Below are 23,513 nucleotides of genomic sequence, written 5' to 3' on the forward strand. Positions count from 1 at the left end.
CAACACTACAATCACGTTCGGCCACATAGTTCATTGAATTATCTGCCGCCCGTTGCTTTTGCAAATCAGGCGGCATAGATTGGGCAAGTCTCATCGAAGCTGTGGTACTAAAGCTGGGGAAAGGTCAGAAAGCACAGCATGATATTTTCTCCAGGGCGCTTACCCTGAAAAGAATGTCAGAAGACAATTTCACTTACGATCTCAAAGACTATGAAGACTTATTACCAGATTCATTCCCAGGATATCTGATCCGCACAAGCCGGCGTTTGGGAATGGAGGGGCTTCGACAACGCCATTGCGTGGCTACCCGGCGTCAGACCTTGTTCATGAAGTCGAGCAACCAAGGCTTCGACATGTTTAGGCTTTAATGACTTTGCGCTCATCCTCCGAAAGCCTAACGAGGCCAATTCTTTTGCAATAGAGGTTAAGAGTTTTTCCCGTGTGTGTTGTGTCGAATGGCTGCCGTCTCTGTTGCGAGCGCACAGTACCTTTAACTGATGGTTAAGGTCTTTCACGAATTATTGTCTCCACGTGTTTTGTGTTGGAGACAATGATTGGTCAATTAATGAGCAGTCACAGCAGAATTGCAATCACTGGTGACCAAAATTTTTTAGGCGCTGTTTGGGGATTTGTAAACTGACCGTTACTAACGGTCGTGGCTCACCGCCAGGCCAGTATTTATAAGGGGTTAGGTCTAATCGATCCGGTCAGGTTTGTTTGACCGTTACTGAAGATCATCGTCCGTTACTAACGGTCATTCATTTCTCAGTAACGGTGGGCCGTCTGTTAGTAACGGTCAAATTTTCAGCAATAACGGTGAGGTGTTAGGGATTTTGGTAAGTGTTACTGGCTGTCCAATAACCGCAGTCATTGGAGAGCAATCGATGTTGCTGATTGCGAACGCCTCGGGACACCACTCCCGACAAACCTGAAATAGGTATGTACCCACAGAACTAAACACCTGAAAGGCTACAGTCCTGATTGGTTTTCACGTTTTAGACAGGGTTTATGCCAAATAGACCTCCTTATTTTGTCGAAATGAGTGCTTCGTCATTGCTGTTGCAAGAGTCCACAAAAAAGCCCTTTCGAGCCGATTTGCTACTGATAAGTGCGTAGCCCACTTTGTAGACTTCATTATGCAAAATATCGGAAGAAATACCCTCATAATCCTTCCATCACTCCAAAAATATTGCTGAGAGCTAGATGCTGCAACAAGTTGCGCCCCTCGTCACTCCATGAGAAAGGAGTGACGAGGGGCGTAATTTATTAGGGTTTTAGCAACTTCCACAAGTTCATGCCAGTGAACATGTAAGCGGAAATTCATACTTTTAGGTGAACAATCTTTTTAGTGATTGCGATGGCAAAATTTAGACCTGCCTGCCCACCCTGAATACCCTGCTTTAGTGAAAGCAAAAACCTTAGCTATCGAAAAGCCCTCCTTTCTTCCCAGAGTTCTCAGAGCGAGAGACGCTCCAAGCTACTTGGGCATGTGTCGACACACTTTCAACAAGCAAGTACGGCCACATGTGACAGAAACCCGAATAGGGGTTCAGGGGATTGGCTACGACAGGCTTGAACTTGACCAGTGGTGGGAGCAATATAAGAGGTGCAACGGGCGCCGTCCCAAACCACTACAAGTGGAGGACGGTATATGTCAAACCTCAACCAAATGCCCGGATTACGCCTCAAAGGCAATATCTGGCATATTGAAAAACGATGTAAATACGCTGAAGGCGGCTGGATCCGTAAATGCACGGGAAAGACTAGCCGAATTGAGGCGGAAGAATACCTGATTCAACTCCTGGCAACCCTTCAACAGGAAACCATGAGACGAGAAGAAGCGGTTTATATCTTCAAGGAGGCTGCTTTTCGCTACCTTGAGGACGTTGCCCATAAACCTTGGGCTGGCACCATCGCCCTCTATATTGATCAGTTGAGCCCATTTATCGGTCACCTGGCGTTAGAGATGATTCACGATGGAACGCTCAAGCCGTTCGTTGACCATGAACAAGGACGTGGACAAGCTCCTGCATCAATAAATCTTGTTCTTGGCGTTGTTTCAGCTGTTCTCAATCGTGCAGCAAGAGTATGGCGGCACGAAAATGGGAGCCCTTGGCTACGGCAGGCACCCCCGCTGATCTCTCGATTATCGACCAAGGGCAAGCAGAAAAAGGCTTACCCCTTGTCTTGGGAGGAGCAAGATAGGCTCTTTAAGCTATTCCCCAGGCATTTGGCCGATGCGTCTCTATATGCGGTGAATACGGGGTGTCGTGAGCAGGAAATCTGCCAATTGCGCTGGCAGTGGGAGGTTAAGGTGCTCGAATTGGGTAGATCAGTCTTTGTCTTGCCTGAATCGTTGACCAAAACCAGCACTGAGCGAGTTGTTGTATTGAACCGAATTGCCCAGAGTGTCATAGACTCTCGTAGAGGCATCCACCCCGAGTTTGTCTTTACTTTTCGAGAAAAACCGGTTCAGAAGCTCAGAGCCAGCGCCTGGCGGCGAGGGTGGGTCAAGGCAGGCCTACCTACAGGGAAAAACGTACTTAAGGGTATACACAACCTTAGGCACACGTTTGGACGCCGCCTGAGAGCCGCAGGAGTCCCTTTAGAGACACGCAAGGCCCTGTTAGGTCATGCAAATGGCGACATAACGACCCATTATTCTGCAGCCGAGTTGCATGAGTTGGTGGTCGCGGTAGAGAAAATATCATGCCGAGACATCGCTCAGATGCCAGTTTTATCATTGGTTGCAAATGGCACGAAAATTGGGGGTGTCGGAAAAGTGTCGGAAAAAAGCAAAAGGGTTAGCAGTTGTTAACCTGCTAACCCTTTGTATATGGCGCACTCGGAAGGATTCGAACCTTCGACCGCTCGGTTCGTAGCCGAGTACTCTATCCAGCTGAGCTACGAGTGCGTGTTTAAGGCCGCGTACTATAGGGGCGAGACTTGGGTCAGTCAAGAGCTGATGTGGAAAAATTTGCCCCTGCCAGGCAAAGCGATTTAACGGCTTTTGTACCCACACAATTAGTAGGCGTTTTTGTTTACAAACCCCTTCACAACCGTTTGGGCAATGATCTTCATATCCAACCACAAACTCCAGTTGCGAATATATTGCAAATCAAACTCTATTCGCTTCACCATCTTATCGACAGTATCTGTCTCCCCTCGCCAGCCATTGATTTGTGCCCAACCAGTAATGCCGGGCTTCACCTTATGGCGCAACATATAGCCATCAATTACCGAGCGATAGGCTTCATTGTGAGCAACCGCGTGAGGGCGCGGGCCAACTATCGACATATGCCCCTGCAGTACATTGATAAACTGTGGCAACTCATCCAGTGAAGTACGCCGCAGAAAGCGCCCGAAGGGGGTAATCCTGGTGTCGTGACGGGTCGCCTGGGTCACTTTGCCACCGTTCTCCTGAACCGTCATCGAACGGAACTTCCACACATTAATCGCCTCTCCTGCCAGCCCATAGCGGGTTTGCTTGAACAGAACAGGTCCACGAGAAGTCAATTTGATGGCTGCCGCAATCAGCAACAATAAGGGCGAGATCAGCAACAATATCAACGAGGAAATTAGCAAATCTTCCATCCGCTTCATCCAGCCACCAAAGCCTTCGATGGGTGTGTCGTGAACACTCAACAACATGGTGTCGCCCACCTGGTGCCAACGGGAGTGCAACAGGTTGTAGACGAAGAAGTCCGGCACCAAGTGCACCGTAGCGGTAGTATCAGACAGCGCCTTCAACACCGAAGATATGCGCTCCTGAGCCTTCATCGGCATGGCGATATAAACGATGTCTATTTCACCCCGCTTTGCGCGATCCACCAAATCCGCAGAACTGCCAAACTGCGGAAGCTCACCACTTGCCAGCAGGTAATCGTTGCTGAATTCTTCGCGCCGCTCTACTCGGTCATCGTAAAAACCAATCACCCGAATGCCATAGTGGGGGTTTTTCGCCTGATCAGCCGCCAACCTGAGTCCTGACTCAGTCACACCCAGAATAGCCGCTGTACGGGTATTGAAATCATGCGTCCGGCAGTACCGCAAAACCACACGTAGCACATAACGCCAGCCACAAAGCACCAATAAGGTGAAAGTAAACCAATAACCCACCGCCAGACGTGAAAAATCTTCGGTAACCTTAACAACAAAGGCGATACCCAAGAGCAACACGCACACCAGAAACCAAGTAGAAGCCGTTAATAGCATCATCTGGCTAAAGCTTCCTGATCGCCAAGAGCGATAGAGCTGCATGGATTCTGCGATATAGGTAAAGAAGCCAGTTGCCAACAGGCCGGCAATAAAGCAACCCTGGTTAATCTCATGCATAAACAACCAGCAGCACAACAACCAGAGCCCAAAAATCAGCGCACTATCGATCAAGCGATAGAACACTGAAAAGCCGCTCTGGTAAAAACGAACCCAATCTTGCTTCATTATTCTTGCCAGTTGTCTCGACACGGGCGCCAGTAGTGGCGCTTACTCAACGATGGCGTCGGTATTCTCCGCTCACCTTCCCTGCTTCAGCCAACCTGTTCTGCACCAATAAACGCCAAGTTGGCTGCATTTGCGCCAAACAGTTTTATCAAAATAATGACAGATGTCACAGAACCGCCCTAGTGTATGGCTTCAGCGGTCGAACTGATTGATAAACGAGCTGAGATTATTGAAGCGCCGCACCACCAAGCATTGCTCTCGCCGTGCCACAAGAACGAAAAAGGCCGCCTCTCAGGCGGCCTATAAAATTCAGAAATTTGCCGACATCAGCTCTTCAGCACACCCAGGATGTCTTCCAGCTCCGTAATTGTCTGGTTCACCAACTGTTTTACCTGAGTGGCCTCTTCCTTTGCATCACCGCCGCCCAAACGCTGGCGGGCGCCACCGATGGTGTAGCCCTGCTCGTACAACAGTGAGCGGATTTGGCGGATCAGCAGTACGTCCTGGCGCTGGTAGTAGCGGCGATTGCCGCGTCGCTTTACCGGGCTGAGGTTGGGAAATTCTTGCTCCCAATAGCGCAGTACATGGGGTTTGACATCGCACAGCTCACTGACTTCACCAATGGTGAAGTAGCGCTTGCCCGGAATAACCGGCAGTTCGTTATTATTGCTCGCTTCCAGCATCGTCTATTCGGCTTTCTACTTTTGTTTTTAGTTTTTGTCCGGGCTTGAAGGTCACTACCCGACGGGCCGAGATGGGTATCTCTTCGCCGGTTTTGGGGTTGCGGCCGGGGCGGGTGCTTTTGTCCCGCAGGTCGAAGTTGCCAAAGCCGGAGAGTTTCACCTGTTCGTTATTTTCCAGGGAGGCGCGAATCTCTTCAAAAAACAGTTCGACCAGCTCTTTGGCCTCACGCTTGTTGAGGCCAAGTTCGTCGAACAGCATTTCCGCGAGATCAGCTTTAGTCAGTGCCGACATAGTTCTACCCTGTTTTTCTAGGTCGCCTCAACCACGCAAGGTTGCACTGTATTTTTGCTCCAGCGCCCCTACTACATTATCTACGGATTGAGCGACTTCTTGTTCGTTAAGAGTGCGGGATAAATCCCGAAAGATCAACCCTAGCGCTATACTTTTTCTATTATTATCAATGCCTTTGCCGTGATATACGTCAAATATCTTTAAGTCAATGAGTGTGCTGCCTGCGGCCTGACGGACGGCGAGCGCCAATTCACCAACGGCCACATCGCGATCCACCAGCAAAGCAATGTCGCGGCGAACTTCCGGAAATTTACTGAGCTCCTGAAAGCTCGGCAAACGGGCATCGCGAACACCATCAAGGGCAATTTCGAACAAGAACGCATCCTGGCTTAAGCCCAACGACTTTTGCACGGAGGGGTGCAATTTACCCAGCAGGCCAATAGCGCGATCATTGCGAATAATCTGGGCACATTGACCAGGGTGCAACGCACTGTGTTCACCCTTGGCAAACTGGAATTGGCCGCCTTCGCCGCAAAGGTTGAGCAGCGATTCCACATCCCCTTTCAGGTCGTAAAAATCCACCGAATTCTTTTCATGGAGCCACCCCTCTTCCAGACGAGGGCCGGAGATCAGCCCGGCAATTACCGATTGCTGCTGCAGACCATCCAGATCGTTGTCTTTTTCCGGCACAAAGCGCAGCCCAGTTTCAAACAGGCGCACACGATTTTGCTGGCGGTTGAGGTTGTGCTTGAGAGTATTGAGCAATCCCACCCAAAGCCCGGTGCGCATTACGCCCATATCGGCGGAGATGGGGTTAGCCAGTTCAATAGTAGCGGCATCCGGCTCCACCAGTTTTTGCTGTTCCGGATCCACGAAGCTGTAGGTGATCGCCTCCCGATAGCCACGGCTGATCAGCTGTTGACGCAGAGCTGCGGTGCCCACCTGAGCTTCCTGCTTGGGCAGGATCGGCAACGGCGCTTCCAGGGTGGTGGTAGGCAGGCGGTTGTAACCGTAAAGCCGTGCAATTTCTTCGATCAGATCGGCTTCAATGGCAATATCGAAACGCCAGCTGGGGGCGGTAAATGTCCAGCCGTTGTTATCGCTAGATTCCAACACAAGGCCCAGACGGGTCAACATTTCTTCGACCGCTTGATCGTCCAGAGTTAGCCCCAGCTGTTGTTGCAAACGAGCTTTGCGCAGGGTAACGGTGGCAGGCTTGGGCATTTTCTCTGCAGAGCAGGTGCGCTCCAGCGGCCCTGGCTGACCACCGGCAATGTCCAGCAGCAATTGAGTGGCGCGCTCTACGGCCAGTTCCTGCAGCAGAGGGTCAACGCCACGCTCGTAGCGGTGGGAAGCATCAGTGTGCATACCGTAGCTGCGGGCCTTGCCAGCGATGGTAAGAGGATTAAAGTAGGCGCATTCCAGGAAGATATCCGTGCTGCCTTCCGCTACTGCCGTGTCGTCGCCACCCATAATGCCGGCCATGGCGACCGCCTTGCTGTGATCCGCAATAACCAGGGTATCGGCGCGCAGTTTCACTTCTGAGCCATCCAGCAGCTTCAAAGGTTCACCCTCGTCCGCCATACGCACCTGAATGCCACCGTTGATTTTATTGCAGTCGAAAGCATGCATGGGCTGGCCCAGTTCCAACAATACGTAGTTGGTGATATCCACCACTGGGTCGATGGAACGCAGACCACTGCGGCGCAGTTTCTCTTGCATCCACTGGGGCGTGGGCTGGCTGGTGTCTACGTTGCGGATAACCCGGCCCACGTAATTGGGGCAGCCATCGTCTGCGATCAATTCAACCGAAACGGTATCGTCGATTTGCGGTGCAACTGGCTCAATGGTCACCTCAGACACATCCACCTGATTGAGGGCACCCACTTCACGGGCCACACCGCGAACGCTCAAACAGTCACCGCGGTTCGGGGTCAGATCCACTTCTATCAACTGATCATTGAGATCGAGGTATTCACGCACGTCCGTACCCACTGGGGCATCCGATGGCAACTCCCAAATGCCATCCGCGACCTCACTGACGCCCAGCTCATCTTCCGAGCACAACATGCCGAAGGACTCGACGCCGCGCAATTTGGCCTTCTTGATCTTGAAGTCACCGGGTAGTTTGGCACCCACAGTGGCAAAGGCTGTTTTCAAACCTTTCCGGGCATTGGGAGCACCGCACACAACTTGCACGGTGTCATCACCATTGCCCGCCACCTGACAAACGCGCAGCTTGTCTGCATCTGGATGTTGCTCAATGGCAACAATTTCGCCCACAACAACGCCGCTAAATTCAGCGGCAGCGGATTCCACACCATCCACTTCCAGACCCGCCATAGTGATCTGGGCCATTAGTTCTTCGGTGGTGATTTGCGGATTGGCCCACTCGCGCAGCCAGGATTCGCTGAATTTCATTGCTTAAAACCTTCGGTTTTGGGAGACGGGAGATGAGAGGCGGGAGATGTAGAATCACACCAGTGCCACCAATCCCTCAAAATCCAGCCTCAATATATTCGTCTTTTTAGTATGCCGAACAAGCGGGACGGGAGGATTTAGGTCTCTCATCTCCCGCCTCACATCTCTCTTAAAATTGTTTAAGAAAATTCAAATCATTCTCAAAAAACAGCCGTAAGTCATTGACTCCATAGCGTAACATTGCCAATCGCTCTACCCCCATACCAAAGGCAAAACCACTGTATTTGTCTGAATCAATGTCGCAGTGTTTGAATACGTTGGGGTGCACCATGCCGCAACCCATCACCTCCAGCCAACCGGTGTGGCTGCACACCCGACAGCCTTTGCCACTGCAGTTAGTGCACTGGATATCCACTTCCGCGGAAGGTTCGGTAAAGGGAAAGTAAGACGGGCGGAAGCGCACTGGCAGGTCGGCTTCGAAGAATGCCTTGAGGAACTGATCCACTGTGCCTTTGAGATCCGCCATGCTGATATTTTTGTCCACCACCAACCCTTCCACCTGGTGGAACATGGGGGTATGGGTCAGGTCGGAGTCGCAGCGATACACGCGGCCGGGGCACACCACGCGAATAGGTGGCTCTTTGCCCTCCATAGTGCGAACTTGCACCGGCGAAGTGTGGGTGCGCAACACCGTATGTTCGTTGATATAAAAGGTATCGTGCATAGCCCGCGCTGGGTGATGCGAAGGAATATTAAGCGCTTCGAAGTTGTGGTAATCGTCTTCGATTTCCGGGCCTTCGGCGATGTCGTAGCCCACCTTGGTAAAGAAGGCTTCAATGCGCTCCATAGTGCGGGTAACCGGGTGCAGGCCGCCCACTTCCGAGGCGCGCCCTGGTAGGGTTACATCCACAGTTTCACTGGCGAGCTTGGCATCGATGGCAGCCTTTTCAAAGTTGGCCTTGCGAGCGTTAATCAGCTCCTGCACTTCCTGCTTGACCACGTTGATCTGGGCACCGGCTTTGGGGCGCTCTTCCGGAGATAGCTTGCCGAGGCCTTTCAGCAGGCCAGTCAGCTGGCCTTTTTTGCCCAGGTATTCCACCCGGATGGCATCCAGGGCAGAGGCATTAGCGGCGGCGTTTACGGCGGCTTTGGCTTGTTGTGCCAATACTTCGAGATTTTCCACTTATTATCTCTGTGTTCGCGAGACGGGAGACGAGAGATGAGAGACGGCGAACACGTCTCTCATCTCTCGTCTCACATCTCTCGTTAAGACATAAAAATAGGGAAAGAGCGCAAGCCCTTTCCCTATTCGATATTGCTTGTACTGATAAGGCCTCTCTTAAAAAGTGGCCTCAGCAGTTATCAGGCAAGGGCGGCTTTCGCTTTTTCAACGACTGCCGCAAAACCCACTTTGTCGTGCACGGCCAGGTCGGCCAGTACGCGACGGTCCAGGGCAATGCCGGCTTTTTTCATGCCGGAAATGAACTGGCTGTAGGTGATGCCTTCGTTGCGAGCCTGGGCGTTGATACGGGTAATCCACAGCTGGCGGAAGGTACGCTTTTTAACGCGACGGTCGCGGTAGGCGTATTGGCCAGCTTTGGTTACGGCCTGCTTGGCAACGCGCAATACGCGACTGCGAGCACCGTAGTAACCCTTGGCTTGCTTCAGAATTTTTTTGTGCTTTCTGCGTGCGGTTACACCGCGCTTAACTCGAGCCATTTTTCTATCCTCTTACTTACGTTAATGAGCGCGGTTAAACCCGCAGCATACGATCTACCAGCGGCTTGTCGGCAGCGTTCATTTGATCGGTGCCGCGCAGCTGGCGCTTACGCTTGGTGCTCATTTTGGTGAGGATGTGGCTTTTGTTAGCGTGCTTGTGCTTGTAGCCGGAAGCGCTTTTCTTGAAACGCTTGGCGGCTCCGCTGTGTGCTTTGGCTTTTGGCATTGTCTGTACTCCACAATGTGGTATTCGCTGAATACCAAGGTTAGATAAAGAAAAAGTCTGTTCGGTCAGCCAGCCAACAGGCTGAGGGCGATACAGCCGGATTAGTGTCTTTTATAAAGAGTACGTTCCGGTTCACTTTTCCACGTTACTGCGTGTTACTACTTTTGAACGCTCAGTTACTTCTTTTTACTGAGTGGGGCGATAACCATGGTCAGTTGGCGGCCTTCCATTTTTGGAAATTGCTCAACTTGCCCCAGTTCTTCGAGATCTTTTTCGATGCGCTTGAGCATCTCCATCCCGATTTCCTGGTGGGCCATCTCACGGCCACGGTAACGCAGGGTTACCTTGGCCTTGTCCCCGTGCTCAAGGAAACGTACCAGATTGCGCAGTTTGATCTGGTAGTCACCCTCGTCCGTCCCTGGGCGAAATTTCATTTCTTTCACTTGTGTCTGCTTCTGCTTTTTGCGCTGGGCAGCTTGCTGCTTCTTCAGCTCAAACAGGTGCTTGCCGTAGTCCATCACCTTACAGACCGGCGGCTTGGCATCCGGGGCAATCTCCACCAGATCCAACTTGGCCGCCTGGGCAGTTTCAAGGGCCTCTTCAAATGACACCACACCGACTTGCTCACCTTCGGCACCCACCAGGCGCACTTCGCTCAAGCCGGTGATGTCATCGTTTAAACGGGCCCGCTTCTGCCCTTTCTTGTAATCTTTCTTAATGCTGTTTCTCCAATGCGTTTAAGTCATTCAGCGGCGCTGTCAGAACGAGAGCGACCGCGGCGTTGTATGTCCTCTTGAAGATGTTTGGCAAAGTCATCGATGCTGATGCTGCCAAGGTCTTCCCCGCTACGGGTACGGACGGCCACGGTCTGATTTTCCACTTCCTTATCCCCCACAACGAGCAGATAAGGGATGCGCTGAATTGTGTGCTCGCGGATTTTAAAGCCGATTTTTTCGTTTCTCAAGTCATTAATGACCCTAAAACCCTGATTTTGCAGGGAATCGGTCACTTTTTCGACGTATTCGGCCTGGCTGTCGGTAATATTCATCACCACCGCCTGCTCCGGCGCCAGCCAGGTAGGGAATGCGCCCTCGTAATGCTCGATCAAAATACCCACAAAACGCTCGAAGGAACCGAGGATGGCGCGGTGCAACATCACCGGCACCTGGCGGCTGTCGTCTTCGGCAACATATTGGGCGTCAAGGCGACCGGGCATGGAGAAATCCACCTGAATGGTACCCAATTGCCACACCCTGCCCAGGCAATCTTTGAGGGAGAATTCGATTTTGGGGCCGTAGAAAGCCCCCTCGCCCGGCAGTTCCTGCCACTCAAGGCCCTGGCTGTCGAGAGCATCGCCCAAAGCCTTCTCTGCTTTATCCCAATCCTCGTCAGTACCCACCCGCTTTCCCGGACGAGTGGAGAGGCGGTAGATAATGTCGCTAAAGCCGAAGTCTGCGTATACCTCGTGAAGGAACTCGGTAAAGGCCACCACTTCGCTTTGAATCTGGGCTTCGGTACAGAAGATATGGCCGTCGTCCTGCACAAAGCCGCGCACCCGCATAATGCCGTGCAAAGAACCGGATGGCTCGTTGCGGTGGCAGGAACCGAACTCCGCCAACCTTAACGGCAAATCTTTGTGACTGCGCAAGCCCTGGTTGAACACCTGCACATGGCAAGGGCAGTTCATGGGCTTGATGGCAAACTGCTTGTCGTCGGATTGCAGGGCAAACATATCGTCGCCAAACTTGGAGGCGTGGCCAGAGCGCTCCCACAGGCTGAAATCCACCAGCTGCGGGGTTTTAATCTCTTTATAGCCGCGACGATTTTGTTTGTCGCGCATGTACTGTTCGATGGTTTTGTAAATCGCCCAGCCGCGGGGGTGCCAGAAAATCTGCCCCGGCGCCTCTTCCTGCAAGTGCAACAGATCGAGCTTTTTGGCGATTTTGCGGTGGTCGCGTTTTTCCGCCTCTTGCAGGAAATTCAGGTGCTTTTTAAGCTGTTTCTTATCCGCCCAAGCGGTGCCGTAAATACGCTGCAACTGCTTGTTGCTGGAATCCCCACGCCAGTAAGCCCCGGACACCCGCATCAGTTTGAAGTGGTGACAGAATTTCATATTCGGCACGTGGGGGCCGCGACACATATCCACGTACTCTTCGTGGTGGTAGAGGCCCGGCTGGTCGTCTTTGCCAATATCCCGGTCGAGAATTTCTATTTTGTAAGGCTCACCGCGAGCCTCAAAGGTATCCCTCGCCTCCTGCCAGCTGACCTTTTTCTTAACCACATCGTAGTTGGTTTTGGCCAGCTCCAGCATACGGGCTTGTAGCTTCTCCACATCTTCGTCGGTAAGGCGGTGATCCAAGTCGATATCGTAGTAGAAGCCGTTGTCGATGGTAGGGCCAATGGCCATTTTCGCCTCCGGCCAAAGCTGCTTAACCGCATGGCCCAGCAGGTGAGCACAGGAGTGGCGGATAATCTCCAGACCGTCTTCGTCTTTACTGGTGAAAATGGTTAGCTCGGCGTTTTCACTGATCAGATCATGGGCGTCCATTCGCTCGCCGTTGACACGACCACCCAGGGTGGCTTTTGCCAAACCGGGGCCGATATCGGCGGCGACGCTGTAGATGGAAACCGGGTTGTCGAAGGAACGCTGACTGCCGTCAGGAAGGGTAATTACAGGCATTGAATTGTCCTTTCCAGTGGTGGCCCATACGCGGGGTCACTTGGGTTTTGCATTTAACGTCATCCTGAGCACAGCGAAGGATCTCGCACGTTGAACGCAGAAAGAGATTCTTCGCTGCGCTCAGAATGACAAATCTTAGGGGTTTCACTGAGGGGCGTAAGTATACAGAAATACTTGCCTATGAAAACCGCCACTGTTACATTACGCGCCCTCTTCAAGAGCACTAGACGCGTAGCTCAGTTGGTTAGAGCACCACCTTGACATGGTGGGGGTCGTTGGTTCGAATCCGATCGCGTCTACCATACAAAAACACCCCTATGCCGTAGGCATAGGGGTGTTTTTGTATGGTAGATGTGTGAGGTTCGGCCCCGTTCGATAAATTTGCAGGAAAGCAAATTTAGGCGCCGAAAGCGGGCGCAGCCCGAAGGCCATGGATGGCCTGAGCCAATCCGATCCCCGCCTGCACCAAGTTAAGCGGCCTCAAACCCTCTCTCCCGAATAGCCTGACTCAACCCAGATATCATTATCCACACTAGTCCAAGAAAACCACCAAGAACTAAAGACAGTACCAACACCAATGCTTTCTTCGGGCTTTCTTCTTTCAAAGGTCGTGACAAAGGCTTTAAGACCTGAAAGGTATTGGCATCACTGCGGTGCTTCTTCAAGCGCGCCAAATCCGCTTCTACTAGATCCATTTGATCCTGCAAAGCACGCAGCCCAGGCACAAACGCATCTTTGCCCTGACGTTGTTTTAATGCCTCTAATTGCGAAGACAAGGTCTTGGTGCCCAGCAAAAAACGGTTATTAACCACACTGACTTCAATATTGGCCAATTGCTTGTAGGGTGTGTCCTCAATGCTCATCTGGCGGGCAATGGTCAATGCTTCCTCCAGCTTGATAATATCGTCTTGCAACTGCACCCGGTATTTTTCTTTTGCCCGCTCAATATCCTCCAATAGCTTGCTTTTCTGGATTGCAAGAACCTGGTTCATACGACTGAGTAACTCATTAACAACCTGTGAGTTAATAGCTTTAAGAAAACTTGAAATCAGCTGAATTTCCTCGTCAGGAGCCTTACTCATCAACGATACAGCAACGGTTACATCTTCCTTTTTTCCCGGCTTGATTGTTAGGCCATCATTGAATACAAGAAAACTCTCAAGGCTCTCACTGCTAATTTCTTCAGAGGGCAAATTATGATAATTGACCCAAAATGCTTGCCTGCGATTCTCGGATTGCAAATATCCCTTTACCAGTTCGAAAGCATTACCAGCGGTAATTTTTGACAGGGTATAGCGCCCATTAGCTTCGGGGGGCTGAATCGGCTCCAAGTCTGATGCAATCGGTGGAGCAATCACCGTTTCCAGCAAATAGGATTTTGGCGTTACAACCAAATAAACAATAGCGAGGGCCAAGCAAGCTATAGAGGCAGCAATAATCTTCCACTTGCCCGCCCAAATTTTGGCGCACAGCGCCACCAGATCAATTTCGTCACTATATTGAGCCTGCTCCTGAGCAGGGTATTGATTGGAATTCAACGTCCATCTCCGTGAGTTGTTACAAGGCGCGCATCATAGCACTTCACCCTGACCATAGGTATTAGTTCAGACCTATACCGTTAGCCGCCCAGCTGCCTAAGCCTCTCAATCCGATCACGAATCTTCGCAGCCTCTTCAAACTCCAGATTCTTTGCACATTGATACATCTGTTCTTCCAGCTCGGCAATACGTGAGGCAGCCTGTTTTGGATCGGCAATGGCATCCCCTGCTCCGTACTCTGCTCGGGGCTCGGCAACTTTTCTTAGCCTGCTCCTACCAGGCATTCCCGGCATTACCGCCCCTTCCAGAATATCGGCAACTGCCTTTTTCACCCCTTTGGGTGTAATGCTATGTTGTTCGTTGTGGGCAATTTGCTTGCTGCGACGGCGCTCGGTTTCATCCATAGCACGCTGCATGGAGCCGGTAACCCGATCCGCATAAAGAATGGCCTTACCGTTAACGTGACGTGCAGCCCGTCCAATAGTTTGCACCAACGACTGTTCCGAACGCAGAAAACCTTCCTTGTCCGCATCAAAGATGGCGACCAGGGAGACTTCCGGCATATCCAGCCCTTCCCGCAACAGATTAATGCCCACCAGCACATCAAATTCACCGCTGCGCAAGTCACGAATAATCTCCACCCGTTCCACGGTATCGATATCCGAGTGCAAATAGCGTACCCGCACACTGTGATCTGCCAGGTATTCGGTCAAATCCTCTGCCATACGTTTGGTGAGCACGGTAATCAGCACCCGTTCATCAGCAGCCACCCTTGCAGTAATTTCAGACAGCACATCGTCCACCTGACTACCTGCTGGACGCACCTCCAGTTCCGGATCCACCAACCCGGTGGGACGCACCACTTGCTCCACTACCTGGCCAGCGTGCTCTGCCTCATATTTGCCGGGGGTCGCCGATACAAAAATGGCTTGTGGAGCTAAATGCTGCCACTCATCAAATCGCAGCGGGCGGTTATCCAGAGCTGAAGGCAAGCGGAAGCCGAACTCCACCAAGGTCTCTTTGCGAGAGCGATCACCCTTATACATAGCGCCCAGCTGGGGAATAGTGACGTGAGATTCATCAATAACCATCAGGGCGTTTTCAGGCAAGTAGTCGAACAAGCAGGGAGGTGGTTCACCAGGCTCCCCACCAGACAGGTAGCGGGAGTAATTCTCAATGCCTGTGCAGTAACCCAGCTCCTGCATCATTTCCAGGTCATAGCGGGTACGCTCCTGCAAGCGTTGCGCCTCCACCAGTTTACTACTCGAACGCAGCTGCTCCAGACGCTCAACCAACTCTTGTTTAATATGCTCCACCGCCTCCAGAATGGTTTCGCGGGGGGTGACATAGTGGGTTTTGGGGTAGATGGTGAAACGGGGCACCTGACGCAGAATCTCTCCTGTCAGCGGATCAAATACTGACAATCGCTCTACCTCATCGTCGAGCAACTCTATCCGCAAAGCTTCAAATTCAGAATCTGCCGGATGAACATCAATCACATCACCGCGCACACGGTAGACAGCCCGGCGAAAGTCCATGTCGTTGCGACTATATTGCAGCTCTGCGAGGCGGCGTAGCAATGTACGCTGATCAATGCGCTCGCCACGCACCAGGTGAATTACCATCTGATGATAAGACTTTGGATCTCCCAGACCGTATATAGAAGAAACAGTAGCCACCACCACCACATCGCGACGCTCTAGCAGAGCCTTGGTAGCAGACAGACGCATCTGCTCGATATGCTGGTTTACGGAAGCGTCCTTCTCGATAAAGGTATCGGAAGACGGTACGTAGGCTTCCGGCTGGTAGTAGTCGTAGTAGGAAACGAAATATTCCACCGCATTATTGGGGAAAAACTCTTTGAATTCCCCGTAGAGCTGGGCAGCCAGCGTCTTGTTGTGAGCAAGAACAATGGTGGGCCGCTGAATTTCCTGAATAACATTAGCGACTGTAAAAGTCTTGCCGGAACCGGTAACCCCTAGCAAGGTTTGTGAAGCCAATCCAGACTCGATACCCGCAACCAAGCCCTGGATAGCCGTGGGTTGATCCCCGGCCGGGGAGTAGTTGCTGTCTATAGAGAAGGTTTTGTCGCTCACAAAGCCACCAAGCGCTGGATGAAAACTCGCTACTATACTGGCAATGGCACCGAAATACCCCACCAAAGATCAGAATCGAGCCATTTATCAAATAAAATCAGATAGTTAGAAAGAAATGAAATTTTCAGCATAAGGACTTGACGCACCAGAGACAGATGCCTAATATACGCGACCTCAGCGCAAGCTGATCCGTTCCGCCTTAGCTCAGTTGGTAGAGCAAATGACTGTTAATCATTGGGTCGCTGGTTCGAGCCCAGCAGGCGGAGCCAAACAGATAGTGTAATTAGGCTATAAAACCAAAAACGAGAAGGTCAGCACATTGCTGGCCTTTTTTGTAGATAAAATGTCATCCCAATTGAGATGCGAGACGTTGTTCAAGGCGAATAAATTGGATATCCCTATCTAGATTACGAGTACATAAAAAGTTAACATTCACTAGATACAATTAGTGCCCGTGCCCAGTCGATAGGGAATATTGAGAATATTAGTTATGTCTGCACATTGGATACCCATTGCTTTTCTCTGCGTTACTTCATTTATTTCAACAGCTCTTCTGGTGCCGGTGGCTCATAAAGTAAAGCTACTCGACATTCCCCATGGACGAAAAGATCATGCAGGAAATATACCTCTAGTTGGCGGCCTAGGTATCTACATATCAGTCATTCTTGGCTGTACTATTTTTTGCGAGCTGAATAGACAGCTAATGGGTTTACTTGCGCTAGGTGGTTTGATAACTGTAACTGGCCTGATTGATGACAAATTCGATATATCAGCTAAATTTCGCCTTATGATACAAATTCTAGCTAGCTTGGGTTTGGCAACAGGTGCCGGGCTTAGCTTGCAATCTGTAGGTGATATTATTGGCATTGGATCAATTCAGTTAGGCTTGCTCGCCATACCAGTAACTGTACTGGCGGTTGCAGGCATCACAAATGCTTATAATATGACTGACGGCATTGATGGTTTAGCAGGCTCAATGTCCTTAATAGCAATTCTTGGCTTACTGATTACCGTGTATCCACGCGCCTCTGAAAGTGAAATTAATCTTCTTTGCTTTTTTGCTGTATCCATTTCAGTATTTTTAATTTTTAATCTAAAGTGTTCTAGAAAATCCAGTAAAAAAATCTTTATGGGTGATGCCGGAAGCATGTTCTTAGGATTTGTTATCGCAGGCTTGATGATTTATTTCACACAAAAAGGCAATACTCAGATAAAACCCATAACTGCGCTTTGGCTAATCGCTGTACCTTTAATCGATATGGTTAGCACAATGATCCGGAGAGTGCTAAAAAAACAGTCACCACTCAATGCAGATAAGACACATTTACATCACATTCTTATCAAAGGTGGACTTAGCTCGAGGCAGTCTCTTATTACAATAATCATTTATAGTTGCTTATGCGCAATTATTGGCATCAGCCTCTCAAACGTGCCTCAGTATATTAGCACAGGAGTATTCGGCTTAGTCTTTTTCATACACCTTTACATACTGAGGCATGCTTACAAAGCATCAAAAAAAGTTAAGTATCTATTACTTATCATAGGTAAAGCCAGAAGGCGTAAGATACTATCTTATTAAGTTTTGGAAGCTGCCTTTCCAGGAATCATAAGACCCTGGTAAATTTGCACGATTTCTTTGACCATTTTTTCTACAAGAAAGAATTCCTCGAACCTTTTCCTCGCACCATTCGACATAGCCGAATAAAGATTTTCATTATCATGAAGCCTGATAACAGCAGCACAAATAGCCTCTGCACTCTTTGGTGGAACTACTATACCTGAATTACCATGTTGATTAACCCAAGGTACTCCGCTTCCAGGGATTTCAGTAGATATTACGGGTTTACCAAACATCATACTCTCAAGTTGAACTATTCCAAATGCCTCAGAGCGTTCTACTGAGCTCATACAGAATATATATGAATGCCTGTACAAAGACAAAAGATCTGAATACTCAACTCGGCCAAGAATAAAGACCTTATCACTAAGCCCCAAGTCGACCACTAAATTTTTCAACTCTGCCTCTTTCTCGCCTACGCCAGCTATGACTGCAATAGTATCCTCTGGATATCCAGAGGCAGAGCGTATTAAGTACTCAAAGCCTTTATAATAAACTAATCGGCCAACACCAAGAACAATCTTTTTATTTCTCGCATTCTTTGGAAGTAGCCTTGCTGCCGTAAACTCTACATCATCTATCCGGTCTTCAATCCCTATGGGAACTACTTGGCATTTCTCTTGAAAAGGCTGTAAATCTTGCGAACCTTCCATATAAACTTCAGAGGTTACTATGATTACATCAGCCCGCCTCAACATAAAATTCTGAAGAGGCTTAAAAAGATTCAGCAGAAGCCTCTGCTTAACAACATCGCTATGCCAATGAACTACGAGCTTTTGTTTACGAACCAAAGGAAACAGAAATACGGCTAAAGATGCAATTGGGTTAGGCGCGTGTAAGTGAATAAGCTCATAGCTCTTTCGCAGTAAGGCCCACTTTCTTATATAAGAAAATGAAAGTGGCGTAGAAGATAGAACTATCCTAGAAAACTGCCTAAAGACTAGACCTTCTGGGAGTTCTTCCTTGCGAGATTCTGGTTTTTTAGTAAAGCATAAAACATCTCCGGAATGACCACATCGAGTGATACCTACCGCCAAATCGGATGTTACCTGTTCAATTCCACCAAACTCTGGAGGGTAAAATTTAGCCAACTGCAATATTTTCATAAAAATCTCAGAACTATCGAAAAACCTCTGCTCTATATCCTAATACCTTGCACAAGAAGGCAAAAAATATAAATGATGTAATCGTGTAAAGCCCCTGAGCAAATACTAACAAGCTTACGACAGGGGCAAAGAAAAGGCATATTAAAAAATATATTAGCATCGGATACACCGACACACTTCCTTTCATAGCTTTCCTCGAAACGAGGCCAATAAGCCCCCCTAAAAAAAGAACAAAAAAATAGCCCAAAACACCAAAGTCAATAAAAACTGGACCAAGAATTGTGTTAAACACCCCTTGTCGAACCTGGGCATCTTCCACAACTGAGGAATAATCTCCTAGTGGAATCATATAACTAACAAATTTGAGGTAAACATTAAAACTATAAGCTCCCATGGAATGCCATGATTTATGATTTTCATACAAATATAAAAATTCAAAAAAACCATGCGTGTAATATTGGGAAAAGTTTATAACCCCAAACAACAAGGAATCCATACCTGAGAGATCGCCTCTCTCCAAGATTGCGACAGCACCATCACTTATCGTCGCAAACTCAGCGTACCCCGACATATATGCACTAACTATTGGATCCAATCCCATTTGCTCAGTTCGCGATATGAACAGCAAGCCACTCCCCCATATAGCTGCAACCATAAACATTACGAACGCAGGAAGAACCCACTTATGCGTACGAAAAACTTCAAAAACCAACAAACAGACCAAGATAAAGCTGGCCAGAACGAGGACTGAAGATCTGGAACCGATCCAAACCGCATCCAGAGCAGGAAACAACGCAATTGGAATCAACCAAAGAAGGCGAGAAAAGCTCCTCATGCCGGTTCGCCAAACAATAAATGACATAAATATGACAACATAGCAAAATGGCACAGTCACTGCGGAAGCTATTGAAGCCAATCCAACCCCTGCCTCTGCCAGCGACTCTCTCGCTGCAAAAAAGTCCCCACTTAACGATGCTCCACGAACGATAGCTCTATCATATATCCGCAAGAGCGCCCCAACTCCAGCTACAACAAGACTACAGCGCCATATTTTTAGCGTCTTTCTTCTTGATACAGCTAAAAGTTGAACTCGCTTAAATACAAATCGAGCGCCAATAGCTAACCCTACAATGAGCAACAAACAGGAGAGAACAACATAGCCCACCCCTTCCCAACGGAAGGAGTAGTCTGTTGTTATTGGCGAAAAAAGATAGATTAGTACAAAGATTAAAATCCCACACAACAACGTCACTATCGGCGAAGGCATCGCCAACCGAAACACCAACATATCCTGTTGACTCTTCACCAAAAAATTCCCCACAACTTAAAATACAAGAAAATAAAGCAAAGGAATCATTAACAATGAAACTAGAGCAGAAAGCAGCCTGACCACACTATCGGCCATATGTTTCTTAAAAAAATACACTTGACAAAAGCAGGTCACACTATAGGCAAGAACCCAGCAGAGCAATATTTGCTTTAATCCAACACCACCATTGAAATAGAAATAAAGATACAAAGACAGCATTGCCATCAAACCGAAGACTAGCGACTTCAATTGGCAAAAGCTCAGGCGATTGCGATGCAGCCCCCCCTCCAAGGAAGCCGTGGCAGACCACAATCCCATAGAGACAATAAAAAATGGAACCAAATTAAGATACTCGCTCTTTAGAGAGGCTCCACCAAAATCCCAATAGTCTTGAGCAAATAAAACTCCGAAAAACACTACCACCGAAAGAATGACCACAGCCAATGCGACAATCAATATGCGCGCTTCAAAGCTTTTATACTCAGCTGAATATATCTCCCGAAAAAAAACTGTAGAAACGAATTGATGAGCAACTATCGCGATTGAAGCCCATCTAAACATCACCGAATACTCAGCTACAGCCTGAGTATCACCATTAATTCCAAGCAGAAATCTTGGTGAAACTGACAAAAAAACAGCCAAAGCAGAAGAGACCATAATTGGAACTCCTCTCTTCAGGAAGGGCAACCATTCCGACACCAAGAAAAAGCCACTGGCACCTCTAGATGTAGAGATCGCAAAAACAGCACAACTGATTAATAACGACGTCACTAAAACAGAGTAGATATAAGCATCAAGCCCTGCACTAAAGCAGTAAAAAACACCAAGATAAACTAGGAGAGAGATATAAATCGAACTCTCTACCACAGATGCGTATGCGCCAAAACCAGATGCTTTCATATAGGATGAAAGAGCACATTGAAAGCAATAAAGTCCGCACAAAGATAGAATCAACGAGACAACTTCATTTGACACCCCTGATATGAGCGCCACTACTGAAGCAACTGATAAAGTCGCACCTAATAGTAAGGAATACCTTAGAGCATACGATATCCTTCCACTCTTATTGTCACCAAGCAAATCATAAGATATCACTCCACCACTTCCCAAAGAAACAACTGCTCCCACAATCAAGGCGACAGAAATACTCCACTCTATATCCCCGTAAGATTTTTCACCAAGAAGATAGGCGGCCAGTAATGGGGCAAGTAACACAGAGCTTTTAGCAAAAGAAAAGACAAACCCGTGATGCAACAGCTTGCTAAAAATCCTTGACGCAGCGCTAACCATAGACATTCTTCTTGTTATGAACTTCTTCAACGAGCTTTTTCGACTTCACTTTAGGATATCGTGAACGCGACTCCTCATATTCGAAAGGAATGTATCGCAATGGCTGCCCAACATACATCCCAGGCTCAAGTAAAGACTTGGCTACAACCGAAGCCGCCCCAACCGTGACCCCATGGGCCACCGTCACTCCAGCATTAAATATGCTCGATGATCCGATATATACGTTATTCCCTACTCTAATTGAGCCATCAACTCTAAACCGCCCCGTCCCTGTCACATCATGGATATACCCATGAGTCCATAGCTGGGAACCAATCCCCGCAACCGTTGTATAATCCCCGAGGATGACACTCCTCGTACAATCCACATAGTGTCTCGAAGTAATCTTTGACAATATGCCTAATTTTAAGATTGATCGCCCCCAGACAACTCCCTTTGGGGCGCGCCTTATGATATTAAAATTACCAATTGCCGCCGTATTTTTTAGGACAACTATAATAGGCCCGGAAATCCTGTTAGCATTTTGTATATAAGCATTCTCAGACAATGCCAGCGCATCAACTTTAATAACGTTAAAGAACCCTATCCTTGAACCCGAACCGAGCCTCACCGAACGAGTCAGAATCAACGAGTTGCAAATTTTCGCATTCTTATCAACATTCCAGCCGAGCCCTCTTAGCAAAAGGTTCTTGAGACTCGAAGCTGGAAAAAAAAGACAAATTAGGCAGCGCAGTACTCTCTTCATTTACGAGAACCTATAACCGAAACCAAGGAATTAACAACTAGCCCCACATTCTTACTAGAAACACATTCAGGCATAAACATTGGATCACTCACCAACCCAGAAAATGTTTCAGAATACGCAGACTTAACAAAGCCAACCATCTCCTCGGTAGTTGCTGAAGTCCAACTACCACTCTGCACTTCTTTCAAAAAGCCCCTTAAGCAGCTCAAATCCCCAAGATGGAGATCCGCCGAGCTGAAAACCCCTCGATACCCTTTCACGACAGATGGACCAAGAGTCGCGACTGGAATTCTTGAGAGCAAACACTCAATTGCAATTGTTCCGGTAACAGTAACGACTGCATCCACCCTCTGGATAAAGTCCTCCATCTTCACATCAAGAGAAATAGGAACAACTCTCTCCTCACTACTGACAACACCAAGAAGCTCTTTCGTCAGTTCATATTTCATTTTTGGATTCGGCTTGACAGCCAAGACCCAATCATCAGGAAGCATATCGGCAAGCCTGCGAATCAAATCGGTCTGATCACGCCACGCATTACCCCACACATCAATATTTGCCTCTGGTTGCATATGCATCGGATACATCAACACACACTTGCCTCCAAGAGCAGTTGACTTAGCTTCAGAAATCAAATTCCAAGACTCTCTTTTCCCGGACAATAACTTGTTAAGTTTGAATTTCCGGATAGGAGAAGGTGTGTTAAATCGCTCTCCCGAGAGATAGGCAGATAAAATTCGAATCTTATCCCGTACACTACCAGGTCGCGGCAGCTCTCTCTTTTCAGCATCCAGATCTTTCATGTAATCGGGAACAACATTCCGCTCAGATATCTCTTTGATTAATGAGATACAATCTTCAACAGACACCTCATCACCGCTCCCTGCATAGGAGCTCTTTGTCCACCCTGAATAAACAGTCAAGCGGCCTGTTGGATATCCTGGGCTCGACGGATGAAGATAGGGAACACAATTTTTATTACACCAATCCACAACCATCAATTCATGAAATAGAGTTGGCTCTCCTACCGAAACATCAGGAGAAATTTCATTCAAAGCTTCAGATATCCGTTCAAAGTAAAAGCGATAGTGAGCTGAACTGCCACCAAAATAATTAATATTCCTATCGCAACTTTTAATAAAACTCAAAGCAGAACCGGCCTCAAACTCATCATCAACCAGATCCTTTTTCCTGGGGTACGGAAGCTGATACACAACTCCAGATGAAGGCCTAAAGTTCTTATTCTGAACCAACCAGAAAATCTCATGTCCTTTAGAAATCAGACTCTCAGCAATGGCTTCCCAAAAGAAAGTTTTATATCGATTTTCAACAAACAAAAACCTCATA

General features: G+C 48.6%; 20 protein-coding genes and 3 tRNA genes. 5 read left to right on the top strand and 18 right to left on the bottom strand.

Annotation, left to right across the window (positions count from 1 at the left end):
* On the top strand, positions 1 to 78 hold a 78-nt coding region (locus QSV34_RS15210; protein WP_353738374.1), incomplete at its 5' end, for an integrase core domain-containing protein.
* A gap of 152 nt (positions 79 to 230) precedes the next feature.
* Here QSV34_RS15210 and QSV34_RS15215 read toward each other — a convergent pair.
* Positions 231 to 515, bottom strand: coding sequence for a phage integrase N-terminal domain-containing protein (locus QSV34_RS15215; RefSeq protein ID WP_353738397.1), 285 nt, complete (start codon positions 513 to 515; stop codon positions 231 to 233).
* A gap of 1,136 nt (positions 516 to 1,651) precedes the next feature.
* Here QSV34_RS15215 and QSV34_RS13460 point away from each other — a divergent pair.
* A complete protein-coding gene (locus tag QSV34_RS13460; RefSeq protein WP_289155536.1) occupies positions 1,652 to 2,818 on the top strand; it encodes a tyrosine-type recombinase/integrase in 1,167 nt (388 codons plus the stop codon).
* A 19-nt stretch (positions 2,819 to 2,837) separates the two neighbouring features.
* Here QSV34_RS13460 and QSV34_RS13465 read toward each other — a convergent pair.
* The 10 genes from QSV34_RS13465 to thrS all read right to left on the bottom strand — a co-directional run bounded on the left by QSV34_RS13465 (position 2,838) and on the right by thrS (position 12,464).
* A tRNA-Arg gene (locus tag QSV34_RS13465) sits at positions 2,838 to 2,914 on the bottom strand.
* A 110-nt stretch (positions 2,915 to 3,024) separates the two neighbouring features.
* Positions 3,025 to 4,443, bottom strand: coding sequence for an undecaprenyl-phosphate glucose phosphotransferase (locus QSV34_RS13470; protein WP_289155537.1), 1,419 nt, complete (start codon positions 4,441 to 4,443; stop codon positions 3,025 to 3,027).
* A gap of 326 nt (positions 4,444 to 4,769) precedes the next feature.
* Positions 4,770 to 5,126 carry a MerR family transcriptional regulator gene (locus tag QSV34_RS13475; protein ID WP_289155539.1) on the bottom strand — a complete coding sequence of 119 codons (357 nt, stop codon included), beginning with the start codon at positions 5,124 to 5,126 and terminating at the stop codon, positions 4,770 to 4,772.
* Positions 5,107 to 5,418, bottom strand: coding sequence for an integration host factor subunit alpha (gene ihfA / locus QSV34_RS13480; RefSeq protein WP_289155540.1), 312 nt, complete (start codon positions 5,416 to 5,418; stop codon positions 5,107 to 5,109). The genes QSV34_RS13475 and ihfA overlap by 20 nt, the downstream gene beginning before the upstream one ends.
* 27 nt (positions 5,419 to 5,445) lie before the next feature.
* The gene (gene pheT, locus QSV34_RS13485) at positions 5,446 to 7,839 is read right to left on the bottom strand and encodes a phenylalanine--tRNA ligase subunit beta (protein WP_289155542.1); all 2,394 of its coding nucleotides are present in this window, start codon (positions 7,837 to 7,839) and stop codon (positions 5,446 to 5,448) included.
* Between the two features lie 169 nt (positions 7,840 to 8,008).
* A complete protein-coding gene (gene pheS, locus QSV34_RS13490; protein ID WP_289155544.1) occupies positions 8,009 to 9,022 on the bottom strand; it encodes a phenylalanine--tRNA ligase subunit alpha in 1,014 nt (337 codons plus the stop codon).
* Between the two features lie 179 nt (positions 9,023 to 9,201).
* Positions 9,202 to 9,558 carry a 50S ribosomal protein L20 gene (gene rplT / locus QSV34_RS13495; protein WP_289155546.1) on the bottom strand — a complete coding sequence of 119 codons (357 nt, stop codon included), beginning with the start codon at positions 9,556 to 9,558 and terminating at the stop codon, positions 9,202 to 9,204.
* A gap of 34 nt (positions 9,559 to 9,592) precedes the next feature.
* Entirely contained in the window at positions 9,593 to 9,784 is a 192-nt protein-coding gene (gene rpmI / locus QSV34_RS13500) for a 50S ribosomal protein L35 (protein ID WP_289155548.1), read from the bottom strand.
* A 176-nt stretch (positions 9,785 to 9,960) separates the two neighbouring features.
* The gene (gene infC, locus QSV34_RS13505) at positions 9,961 to 10,503 is read right to left on the bottom strand and encodes a translation initiation factor IF-3 (protein ID WP_289155594.1); all 543 of its coding nucleotides are present in this window, start codon (positions 10,501 to 10,503) and stop codon (positions 9,961 to 9,963) included.
* A gap of 23 nt (positions 10,504 to 10,526) precedes the next feature.
* Positions 10,527 to 12,464, bottom strand: a complete 1,938-nt coding sequence (thrS, locus tag QSV34_RS13510; RefSeq protein WP_289155550.1) for a threonine--tRNA ligase — start codon at positions 12,462 to 12,464, stop codon at positions 10,527 to 10,529.
* A gap of 225 nt (positions 12,465 to 12,689) precedes the next feature.
* On the opposite strand from thrS, the gene QSV34_RS13515 reads away from it, so the two are divergent.
* Positions 12,690 to 12,766, top strand: a tRNA-Val gene (locus QSV34_RS13515).
* 168 nt (positions 12,767 to 12,934) lie between these two features.
* Here the strand turns inward: QSV34_RS13515 and QSV34_RS13520 are convergent.
* Together QSV34_RS13520 and uvrB are read right to left on the bottom strand one after the other, a co-directional pair.
* Positions 12,935 to 14,002 (bottom strand): Wzz/FepE/Etk N-terminal domain-containing protein, encoded by a 1,068-nt coding sequence (locus tag QSV34_RS13520; protein WP_289155552.1) that lies wholly within the window; start codon positions 14,000 to 14,002, stop codon positions 12,935 to 12,937.
* Between the two features lie 80 nt (positions 14,003 to 14,082).
* Complete coding sequence (uvrB, locus tag QSV34_RS13525; protein WP_289155554.1) at positions 14,083 to 16,098, bottom strand: excinuclease ABC subunit UvrB; 2,016 nt, start codon at positions 16,096 to 16,098, stop codon at positions 14,083 to 14,085.
* Between the two features lie 193 nt (positions 16,099 to 16,291).
* On the opposite strand from uvrB, the gene QSV34_RS13530 reads away from it, so the two are divergent.
* Together QSV34_RS13530 and QSV34_RS13535 are read left to right on the top strand one after the other, a co-directional pair.
* Positions 16,292 to 16,367: transfer RNA gene (locus QSV34_RS13530), tRNA-Asn, on the top strand.
* 221 nt (positions 16,368 to 16,588) lie between these two features.
* Positions 16,589 to 17,677 (top strand): undecaprenyl/decaprenyl-phosphate alpha-N-acetylglucosaminyl 1-phosphate transferase, encoded by a 1,089-nt coding sequence (locus QSV34_RS13535; RefSeq protein WP_289155556.1) that lies wholly within the window; start codon positions 16,589 to 16,591, stop codon positions 17,675 to 17,677.
* On the opposite strand, the gene QSV34_RS13540 is transcribed toward QSV34_RS13535, so the two are convergent.
* From QSV34_RS13540 to QSV34_RS13560, 5 genes are read right to left on the bottom strand one after another with little or no spacing between them, the layout of a single operon-like run.
* Entirely contained in the window at positions 17,674 to 18,822 is a 1,149-nt protein-coding gene (locus tag QSV34_RS13540) for a glycosyltransferase (protein WP_289155558.1), read from the bottom strand. The genes QSV34_RS13535 and QSV34_RS13540 overlap by 4 nt on opposite strands.
* A 13-nt stretch (positions 18,823 to 18,835) precedes the next feature.
* Positions 18,836 to 20,128 (bottom strand): hypothetical protein, encoded by a 1,293-nt coding sequence (locus tag QSV34_RS13545; RefSeq protein ID WP_289155559.1) that lies wholly within the window; start codon positions 20,126 to 20,128, stop codon positions 18,836 to 18,838.
* An 18-nt stretch (positions 20,129 to 20,146) separates the two neighbouring features.
* Positions 20,147 to 21,421 carry a hypothetical protein gene (locus tag QSV34_RS13550; protein WP_289155561.1) on the bottom strand — a complete coding sequence of 425 codons (1,275 nt, stop codon included), beginning with the start codon at positions 21,419 to 21,421 and terminating at the stop codon, positions 20,147 to 20,149.
* Complete coding sequence (locus QSV34_RS13555; protein ID WP_289155562.1) at positions 21,414 to 22,166, bottom strand: acyltransferase; 753 nt, start codon at positions 22,164 to 22,166, stop codon at positions 21,414 to 21,416. Before QSV34_RS13555 ends, QSV34_RS13550 begins: the two co-directional genes overlap by 8 nt.
* Complete coding sequence (locus QSV34_RS13560; protein ID WP_289155564.1) at positions 22,163 to 23,512, bottom strand: capsular polysaccharide export protein, LipB/KpsS family; 1,350 nt, start codon at positions 23,510 to 23,512, stop codon at positions 22,163 to 22,165. The genes QSV34_RS13555 and QSV34_RS13560 overlap by 4 nt, the downstream gene beginning before the upstream one ends.
* Between the last annotated feature and the right edge of the window lies 1 nt (position 23,513).

The sequence above is a fragment of the Porticoccus sp. W117 genome, assembly GCF_030341905.1.
Lineage (GTDB): Bacteria > Pseudomonadota > Gammaproteobacteria > Pseudomonadales > Porticoccaceae > SCSIO-12696.